The sequence below is a fragment of the 'Chrysanthemum coronarium' phytoplasma genome (assembly GCF_000744065.1).
GTDB lineage: Bacteria > Bacillota_I > Bacilli_A > Acholeplasmatales > Acholeplasmataceae > Phytoplasma > Phytoplasma asteris.
This window is the reverse complement of record NZ_BBIY01000156.1, coordinates 1-602: the sequence shown is the minus strand read 5'-3', so window position 1 is coordinate 602 and position 602 is coordinate 1. Positions and strand designations below refer to the sequence as shown.

Sequence of the window (602 nt, the reverse complement as noted above, 5' to 3'; positions counted from 1 at the left end):
CTTCTGCTACAAAATTTTTAGAATGAGCAGGTCCTTGCTCTTGGACTATTTTATATTGGATAGTTTTTTTTTCTGACTGAACTATTTCTTGTAATTGAGTTTTAAAATCAATAATATAGATAGTTTTGGCTAAGTGAGGTAAGACAATATTATGAAAAACTTTTTTGGCTGTCAAATATCCTAAATCAAGATAAATAGCACCAAATAAGGCTTCAAAAGTATCTGCTATAATACTTTTAGCATTAAAATCTTTGTTTTTTTCGCCTTTGCCTAAAAGAAGATAATTTTGCAATTCAATGTTGTGAGCGTAGATGGTAAGTGACCTTTCACACACCGCTTGAGCTCTTTTTTTAGTCATAATGCCTTCGTCTTCTTTGGATTGGGAATAAAGATAGTCAGCCATAAGTAATCCTACGATGGCATCTCCTAAAAATTCAAGTCTTTCGTTGTCTTCTTGGGGTGGGTTTTGTTCGTTAGAATAAGAGCTGTGGGTAAGAGCTTGTTTGTAAAGGGTAAGGTTTTGGGGAGTGATATTGAGGGTTTGAAAAAGAGTTTGGATGTTTTTCATAGGGATTGTTGGCTTTCTTTGGTGGTTTCAGAAG

General features: G+C 34.2%; 1 protein-coding gene. It reads right to left on the bottom strand.

Annotation, left to right across the window (positions count from 1 at the left end; translation table 11 throughout):
* On the bottom strand, positions 1–568 hold a 568-nt coding region (rnc, locus tag OYV_RS04265; RefSeq protein ID WP_042068494.1), incomplete at its 3' end, for a ribonuclease III.
* Positions 569–602: the final 34 nt, after the last annotated feature.